Raw genomic sequence first — 261 nt, forward strand, 5'->3', positions numbered from 1 at the left:
ACCTGTTGCAACAGTAGGGACACGGCATGTGAAACATTGGTTGTCAAACCCGAAATATTGATCGTGCCGTGTCCCTACCAGGTTGCGGGTAAAACCATCGTCAGTCGTTACGGTATGGATTTGACCACAGATGCGTGCCACAATCGACAATTGATCCAATAACCTGTTGCAACAGTAGGGACACGGCATGTGAAACATTGGTTGTCAAACCCGAAATATTGATCGTGCCGTGTCCCTACCAGGTTGCGGGTAAAACCATCG

The 261-nt window shown here is 48.7% G+C and carries 1 protein-coding gene; it reads right to left on the reverse strand.

The features are described from left to right. On the reverse strand, positions 1-189 hold a 189-nt coding region (locus MiSe_RS50275), incomplete at its 3' end, for a hypothetical protein (RefSeq protein WP_226595117.1). Positions 190-261 lie beyond the last annotated feature (72 nt).

This window comes from Microseira wollei NIES-4236 (assembly GCF_020521235.1).
Taxonomy (GTDB): Bacteria; Cyanobacteriota; Cyanobacteriia; order Cyanobacteriales; family Aerosakkonemataceae; genus Microseira; species Microseira wollei.